The organism is Trichlorobacter sp., from assembly GCF_030247655.1.
GTDB lineage: Bacteria > Desulfobacterota > Desulfuromonadia > Geobacterales > Pseudopelobacteraceae > Trichlorobacter.
This window is the reverse complement of record NZ_JAOTRZ010000127.1, coordinates 1-7,979: the sequence shown is the minus strand read 5'-3', so window position 1 is coordinate 7,979 and position 7,979 is coordinate 1. Positions and strand designations below refer to the sequence as shown.

Below are 7,979 nucleotides of genomic sequence, written 5' to 3'. Positions count from 1 at the left end.
ATCCAAGACCTGCAGGAGGCCCGGATAATCGCGGTCCCCGTCCAGCAGGTGCCCCTGGTGGTGATCGTGGTCCCCGTCCAGCAGGTGCCCAGGACAACCGTGGTCCAAGACCTGCAGGAAGTCAGGATAACCGTGGTCCCCGTCCAGCCGGTGCTCCGGGTGGCGCTCGTCCTGTCCAGCTGACGCAGGTTGATATGCCGCTTCAGTCAGATGAACGCCGTAAAGCCCCAGGCCCGAATCGGAAGCCCGGCGGACCTGGTAAGGACACTGCGGCAGAAAAAGCGAAAAAGACTGCAGCAGCAGGTAAGGGTAAGGGACGTGAACAACTCAGCAAGCAGGCCTTGCTTTCGAGAGAAGAGCGTCAGTTTGATCCGTTCCATAAATCCCGCAAAAAAGGTAAAGAGCGTGAGGAGCCGGGTAGAACAGAACTGACTACCCCCAAGGCGATCAAGCGGATTATCAAGATATCAGAAACCATCACCATTGGTGAACTTGCCAAGCGGATGGGGATTAAGGCAACTGACCTGATCAAGGCCATGATGAAGATGGGTTCAATGGTTACCATCAACCATGTGCTTGACCATGATGCTGCAGTGCTGCTTGCTTCCGATTATGGCTATGAAGTGGAAAACGTGGCGGTTGACCTGGATGAGATCCTGGAATTTACCCCGGATGCCCCTGAGTTGCTGCAGGAACGTCCTCCAGTGGTAACCATCATGGGTCACGTTGACCATGGTAAGACCTCGCTGCTGGATGCCATCCGCGAGGCCAACGTAATTTCAGGTGAGGCTGGTGGTATTACCCAGCATATTGGAGCCTACGATGTTGAGCTGCATGGTCGCAAGATCACCTTCCTGGATACCCCTGGTCATGAGGCGTTTACTGCCATGCGTGCCCGTGGTGCCAAGGTAACTGATATTGTTATCCTGGTGGTGGCCGCTGACGACGGTGTCATGCCCCAGACCAGGGAGGCGATCAACCACTCCAAGGCTGCTGGCGTACCGATTATTGTTGCCATCAACAAGATCGATAAGCCGGATGCCCGTCCGGAAAAGGTCAAGCAGGAACTGACCGAGCATGGCATTGTCTCCTCTGAATGGGGTGGTGATGTGACCATGGTTGAAGTGTCCGCCAAGAAGCGCTTAAACCTGGAAGAACTGCTGGAGATGATTCTGCTGCAGGCCGACCTGATGGATCTGAAGGCCAATCCGGAAAAGGCTGCCAAAGGTACCATTGTTGAAGGCAAGCTGGACAAGGGACGTGGCCCGGTTGCCACTGTGCTGGTGCAGGAAGGCACACTGCGTACCGGTGATTATTGTGTGGTTGGTGTTCACTCCGGTCGTGTACGGGCTATGCAGAATGACCGTGGTGAGCGGGTGCTTACAGCCGGTCCTGCCATGCCGGTTGAGGTGGTTGGTCTGCCAGGTGTGCCGGATGCCGGTGATATCTTTGTGGCCATGAAGGATGAGAAGCAGGCCAAAGAGATCGCAACCCTGCGTCAGATAAAGCAGCGTGAGCTGGAACTGGCCAAGCATGCCAAGATGTCTCTTGAGCAGTTGTACGAGAAGATCCAGAAGGGCGAAGTCAAGGATCTTAACGTCATTGTCAAGGCTGACGTACAGGGCTCGGTTGAAGCTGTGGCTGAAACGCTGCGGAAGCTTTCTACTGAAGCGGTTCGTCTGAATGTTATCCATACTGCCGTTGGTGCCATCACCGAAACAGACGTCAACCTGGCTACAGCCTCCAATGCAATTATCATTGGTTTCAGTATCCGTCCTGAAGTCAAGGCACAGGCCATGGCTGAGAAGGAAGGGGTGGATATCCGCCTCTACAACGTGATTTATGACGCGGTTGATGATATCCGCAAGGCAATGGAAGGTCTGCTTGAGCCGGTATTCAAGGAGAAGTATCTTGGCCGTGCCGAGATCCGTGAGATCTTCTCCGTACCTAAGATCGGTAATGTTGCCGGCTGTTATATTCAGGATGGCAAGATCCTGCGTAACTCCCAGGTTCGTCTGCTGCGTGACAACGTCGTGGTCTATCAGGGAAAACTGGGCACCCTGCGTCGTTTCAAAGATGACGTCAAGGAAGTTGCAAGCGGCTATGAGTGCGGTATGGGGCTGGAGAACTACAATGACATCAAGGTTGGCGATATCATAGAGTCGTTTGAGATGGAAAAGGTAGCTGCCAAGCTATAGAAAAGGTCTGCATTTTTTGAGAAAGTAACGATTGATGAAACACAAACGTTCCGACAAGGTCGCTGAGACCATCCATACCACCATTTCCACCATCCTCTCCCGGGGGTTGAACGACCCCCGGATAGGATTTGTCACCATTACCGAGGTGGAGGTGACTGATGACCTGCATCTGGCACGGATCTTCTTTACCGTAATCGGCGATGAAGCTGCTAAAAAGAGTACAGAGGCTGGTCTGAATAGTGCTGCCCGTTTTATTCGTCACGAATTGGGCAAGGTGCTGAAGATGCGTTATACCCCTGATATTCTGTTTAAATATGACCATTCCCAGGAGTATGGTCAGCGGATTGATTGTTTACTGCGGGAAGTGGGAACAAACAATGACGGAAACGATACAGAAGGTAATTAGTGCTATCCGGCAGAGCCGGACCGTGCTGATTACCAGCCATGAAGGCCCTGATGGTGATGCCATTGGCTCGTCATTGGGGCTTGCTGCGTTTTTGAAGGCGATCGGCAAGCAGGTGGTGGTGCATCTGGCTGATCCTGTGCCTGAGCTGTACCGCTTTTTGCCCGGTGCTGATCAGGTCTGCAGCGATATTCCTGATCAGGATTTTGACCTTGCCTTTGTGCTGGATGTTGGCGAGTTCCGGCGTGCAGGTAAACAATTTGGCGCCTTTGCCCGGATCGGTCAGACCATCAACCTTGACCATCACCTGACCTGCGAAAATTTTGGCAACCTCAACCTGATTGATGAGCAGGCAGCAGCAACCGGTCTGCTGGTCTGGCGGGTAGCCAAGGCCTACGGCTTTACTGCAGACTATGCAACAGCGCTTTGCCTCTATGTGGCGGTGCTGACAGATACCGGTTCATTCCGTTATTCGAATTCCAATCAGGAAGCCTTCTGTGCTGCAGGTGAACTGGTCCAGCAGGGCGGCTTGAATGCCTGGCATGTGGCAGAGAAGCTGTATGAAAGTCAGCCCCGCAAGCGGATTGAACTGCTGGCGCAGGCGCTGCCTACTCTTGAATTTGTGAAAAATGGTCAGGTGGCGTCAATTACCGTGACACTGGATATGTATGCTGCAACAGGTGCTACCGCAGAACTGACCGATGGTTTTGTCAATTATCCCCGCTCGGTGGCTGGAGTTGAGGTGTCAGTGTTTTTCCGACAGCTTGATGAGCAAAAGTATAAGGTCGGCTTCCGTTCCAAGGGGACCGTTAATGTGGCCTTGCTGGCCCAGGCTTTTGGAGGTGGCGGTCACCATAACGCTGCCGGAGGCACGGTTGAAGGAAGCCTGGACGAGGTCAAGCGGATCGTCTATGGAGCGGTTGAAGCAGCACAGTGGTAGACGGTTTTCTGGTCATTGATAAACCTGCCGGTATCAGCTCCCACGATGTTGTTAACCGGGTGCGGCGCATCCTTGGCACCAAAAAGGTCGGCCATACCGGCACCCTGGATCCTTTTGCCACCGGCGTACTGCCGATTGCCGTAGGTGAGGGCACCAAGGCAATCCAGTTTCTGGATGAAGGCGAAAAGGCCTATGACGCGGTCATTCGGCTCGGTCTGGTAACCGATACCCTCGACATCACCGGTTCTGTCTTACAGGAACGTGATTCTAGGGGGGTAGGGCAAGAACAGCTTTTAAGCGCCATGGCTGCCCTGACCGGTGAGATCAGTCAGCTTCCTCCCATGTATTCAGCCATCAAGCAGGGTGGGCAGCCGTTGTACAAGCTGGCCCGCAAGGGGATTGAGGTAGAGCGAACCTCCCGTCAGGTCACCATCCACCGTTTTGACCTGCTTGGGTTTGAATCGCCCCTTGCAACGGTTCGGGTACACTGTTCCCGTGGTACCTATGTGCGCACCCTGGCCGATGACCTGGGAAAAATGCTTGGCTGCGGTGCCTGCCTGACCGAATTGCGGCGCACCATGAGCGGCCCGTTCCGGCTGGCTGATGCCATGACACTGGAACAGTTGGCTGGCTATGTTGAAGAAGGTACAGCGCAACAGCATGTGATAGATCTGCCGACTGCACTTTCCCATCTGGCGCAGATTGACCTGACTGAAGCTGAACTGCAGAAGCTTAAAAACGGTATTCCGCCCCGGGACAGGCTGCTTGAAATGTCTTCCGGCCTGTTCAGTCTCATGTATGATCAGCAGGTAATTGCGGTTGCAGAACAGACCCCTGAAAGGGCCATCAGCCTGAAAAGGGTCTTCAACTGATGGAAATGCTTTACAGGTTCAGGTAAGGTGTGATAGAGATATATCCCTTTTAGTGTTTGACAGTGTTTCGACACATATATCCCCATGCTGTACAGGAGGAGCCCACAGGTGCTGGCTACAGAAAAAAAGCAGGAAATCATTAACAACTTTAAGAAGCATGAAGGCGATACCGGATCCCCAGAGGTCCAGATTGCAATCCTGACCGCACGTATTGTGTATCTGACTGATCACTTCAAGATCCACAAGAAGGATCACCACAGCCGTCGTGGTCTGCTGAAGCTGGTTGGCCAGCGTCGTCGCATGCTTGACTATCTCAAGTCCCGTGATCTTGATCGCTACAAGAAGGTGATTGAGCAACTCGGCATCCGTAGGTAGGAAGCGGGCAGGTATCCCGGCACAGTCCAGGGAACTGCCCGCCTCTTTTATTGTTTCGCAAAAGGGCTGTTAAGGCCCTTTTATTTTTTTGTCAACCGTGTTGGGGGCGTGGATAGAAAAACTCTGGTTTCAGGGAGTTTCTATCGACGGCCCCAGCGTACATTTCATGTGAGGAGAAAAACATGACGTTTAACGAAAAGTGCGTAGAAGCGCAAGTGGGCAACATGAATGTAAAGATCTCCACCGGCAAGATGGCCAAGCAGGCCAGTGGTGCGGTGGTGATTCAGAGTGGTGATACCATGGTGCTGGTCACCGTAGTTGGTACCAAAGAGGCAAAACCGGGCCAGGATTTCTTCCCCCTGACCGTCAACTACACCGAGAAGACCTATGCCGGCGGCAAGATTCCCGGCAGCTTTTTCAAGCGCGAAGGCCGTCCTTCTGAGGATGAGACCCTGATCTGCCGTCTGATTGACCGTCCGATCCGCCCCCTGTTTCCTGAATCCTATCTGTGTGATACCCAGGTTATGGCAACCGTTATTTCTGCTGAAGAAGACCATGATCCTGCTATTCTGTCCATGATCGGCGCATCCGCAGCCCTGATGATCTCTGACATTCCGTTTGAAGGTCCGATTGCCGGTGTCAAGGTTGGTCGTGTTGATGGCAAGCTGATCGCCAACCCCAGTGCAGAGCAGCTTAAGCTGAGTGATCTTGAGATCGTTGTTGCAGCCGGTAAGGATGCGATCTTCATGGTTGAGGGTGAGGCTGACTTTGTCTCTGAAGAAGATCTGCTTGAGGCGGTCTTCTTTGCCAAGGACGCTGTGCAGGGAATCCTGGCTGCCCAGGAAGAGCTGGCCAAGCAGGTTGCTACTGCCAAGCGTGAAGTTGCACCGCTGGTTGTTGATGAAGCACTGAAGGCGAAAGTACAGGAACTGGCCTTTGACCGTATTGCTCAAGCGTTCAAGATCAAGGCCAAGCAGGAGCGTTATGCTGCTGTGGCACTGATCAAGGAAGAGGTGGTTGCTGCCCTGGCAGAAGAGTTTGAGGGCCGTGGTAAAGAGATCAAAGGTTTTATCGGCGATATCGAATACGATCGTATGCGTAACGATGTGCTGGAAACCGGCATCCGTATTGATGGTCGTGACACCAGGACCGTTCGTCCGATTGCCATTGAGGCCGGCCTGCTGCCCCGTGCACACGGTTCCACCCTGTTTACCCGTGGTGAAACCCAGGTGTTGGCTGCGGCTACGCTGGGTACCTCACAGGATGAACAACGGATGGATTCCCTTTACGGTGAATTCCGTAAAAAATTCATGCTGCACTATAACTTTCCTCCGTTCTCGGTTGGCGAAACCAGCTTCCGTCTGGCTCCGGGCCGTCGTGAGATCGGTCACGGCATGCTGGCAGAGCGGGCTATCTCCGCTATCCTGCCCAGCCATGATGACTTCCCCTACACCATCCGGATCGTGGCAGAGACCCTGGAGAGCAACGGTTCCTCCTCCATGGCTACGGTTTGCGGCGGCTGTCTCTCCCTGATGGATGCCGGTGTGCCGGTTAAGGCTCCGGTGGCTGGTATTGCCATGGGTCTGATCAAGGAAGGTAATAAAGTTGCCATCCTGACTGATATCCTGGGTGATGAAGACCACCTGGGCGACATGGACTTCAAGGTGGCCGGTTCAGCAGACGGCGTAACTGCCCTGCAGATGGATATCAAGATCGGCGGCGTCAGCAAAGAGATCATGCAGCAGGCCCTGAAGCAGGCCAAAGAAGGCCGTCTGCATATCCTGGGCAAGATGGCTCAGTGCCTTACCGCTCCCCGTGAGGAAATGTCTTCCTTCGCACCACGTATCACTACTATCTATATCAAGCCTGACCGTATCCGCGACGTGATCGGTTCCGGCGGCAAGACCATCCGCAGCATTACCGAGGCCACCGGTGTCATGATTGATATCGATTCTGACAACAGCGGCAAGATCAATATTGCCAGCTCCGACAAGGCAGCCTGCGATGCAGCGATTGAGATGATCCGTGGCCTGACTGACGAGGTTGAAGAAGGTAAGCTCTATATGGGTACCGTGAAGAAGATTATGGAATTCGGTGCCTTTGTTGAAGTTCTGCCCGGTACCGATGGTCTGGTACATATCTCAGAACTGGATGAGACCCGCGTTAAGAACGTTACCGATATCCTCAATGAGGGTGACAAGGTGCTGGTCAAGTGTATCGGCGTAGATAAACAGGGCAAAATCAAGCTTTCGCGCAAGGCCGCTCTTGGCCAGTCGCTGGAAGAAAAAGACTAATCCTGTTACAGGTGAGTTACAAAGGGGACGGGGCTGCGGTCCCGCCCCCTTTTTTGTTGACGGTACACACTCAAATCCTGCATAAGTCCCAGATTGAGGAGGGTTGTCTATGGAGCGCTGGTCAATCAATGAGTCTGCCAAGGTGTATAACCTGGATAACTGGGGAGCAGACCTGTTTTCAATCAACAAAAAAGGGAACGTCTGCGTTCACCCCTCATCAAATTCAAAGAACGCCATTGATCTGCGCGCCCTGGTTGACGACCTGATCAAACGTAAAATCAAGCCGCCGATCCTGCTCCGTTTTATGGATGTGCTGCAGGGGCGGATCGCCTCCATCAACCGGGTCTTTCGTAACGCCATTGCTGAAAACGATTATCCTGCCAAATACCAGACCTTCTATCCGATCAAGGTAAACCAGCAGCGCCAGGTGGTTGAGGCGATTGCCAGTTACGGCAAGCGCTACAATATCGGTCTTGAAGTCGGTTCAAAGCCGGAACTGGTGGCCGGTATTGCCATCTCAACCGGCAATGGCCTGCCGATCATCTGCAACGGTTACAAGGATGCCGAGTATATCGAGACCGTGCTGTTTGCCACCCGGGTCGGCTACAACATCACCATCGTGGTTGAGAAGCTGTTCGAGCTGGAAAAGATCATTGAACTTGTCAAAAAGACCGGCATCAGGCCCACTCTGGGTATTCGGGTCAAGCTTTCCTCCAAAGGGACCGGCAAGTGGGCCACCTCGGGCGGTGAAGATGCCAAGTTTGGTCTGCGGATGTCTGAGATCATGGCTGCCATCAAGATGCTGCAAGAGGCCGATCTGCTGGATTGTGTCAACCTGCTGCACTCCCATATCGGCAGTCAGGTCACCAAGATCGACAAGATCAAGATCGCTATGAT

Annotated in this window: 6 protein-coding genes and 1 pseudogene; all 7 read left to right on the top strand. The window is 53.4% G+C overall.

Annotated elements, in window-relative coordinates; translation table 11 throughout:
* Positions 1-2,198: translation initiation factor IF-2 (gene infB, locus OEL57_RS11115; protein ID WP_300740604.1), on the top strand; the 2,198-nt coding region annotated here is incomplete at its 5' end.
* A 34-nt stretch (positions 2,199-2,232) separates the two neighbouring features.
* Positions 2,233-2,604 carry a ribosome-binding factor A gene (locus OEL57_RS11110; protein ID WP_300740603.1) on the top strand — a complete coding sequence of 124 codons (372 nt, stop codon included), beginning with the start codon at positions 2,233-2,235 and terminating at the stop codon, positions 2,602-2,604.
* The gene (locus OEL57_RS11105; RefSeq protein WP_300740602.1) at positions 2,576-3,541 is read left to right on the top strand and encodes a DHH family phosphoesterase; all 966 of its coding nucleotides are present in this window, start codon (positions 2,576-2,578) and stop codon (positions 3,539-3,541) included. Before OEL57_RS11110 ends, OEL57_RS11105 begins: the two co-directional genes overlap by 29 nt.
* A complete protein-coding gene (gene truB / locus OEL57_RS11100) occupies positions 3,535-4,413 on the top strand; it encodes a tRNA pseudouridine(55) synthase TruB (protein WP_300740601.1) in 879 nt (292 codons plus the stop codon). The genes OEL57_RS11105 and truB overlap by 7 nt, the downstream gene beginning before the upstream one ends.
* Positions 4,414-4,497: 84 nt before the next feature.
* Positions 4,498-4,788: a 30S ribosomal protein S15 gene (gene rpsO / locus OEL57_RS11095; RefSeq protein WP_235620086.1), complete on the top strand. Its 291-nt coding sequence runs from the start codon at positions 4,498-4,500 to the stop codon at positions 4,786-4,788.
* Positions 4,789-4,970: 182 nt separating this feature from the next.
* The gene (gene pnp / locus OEL57_RS11090) at positions 4,971-7,082 is read left to right on the top strand and encodes a polyribonucleotide nucleotidyltransferase (RefSeq protein WP_300740600.1); all 2,112 of its coding nucleotides are present in this window, start codon (positions 4,971-4,973) and stop codon (positions 7,080-7,082) included.
* Between the two features lie 109 nt (positions 7,083-7,191).
* A pseudogene (locus OEL57_RS11085) lies at positions 7,192-7,979 on the top strand (arginine decarboxylase); the annotation flags it as partial.

Excerpts from the sequence above, each read along its gene's own strand:
- OEL57_RS11110 (WP_300740603.1), top strand. The coding sequence starts at position 2,233 with ATGAAACACAAACGTTCCGACAAGGTCGCTGAGACCATCCATACCACC.
- OEL57_RS11105 (WP_300740602.1), top strand. The coding sequence starts at position 2,576 with ATGACGGAAACGATACAGAAGGTAATTAGTGCTATCCGGCAGAGCCGG.
- rpsO (WP_235620086.1), top strand. The coding sequence starts at position 4,498 with ATGCTGTACAGGAGGAGCCCACAGGTGCTGGCTACAGAAAAAAAGCAG.
- pnp (WP_300740600.1), top strand. The coding sequence starts at position 4,971 with ATGACGTTTAACGAAAAGTGCGTAGAAGCGCAAGTGGGCAACATGAAT.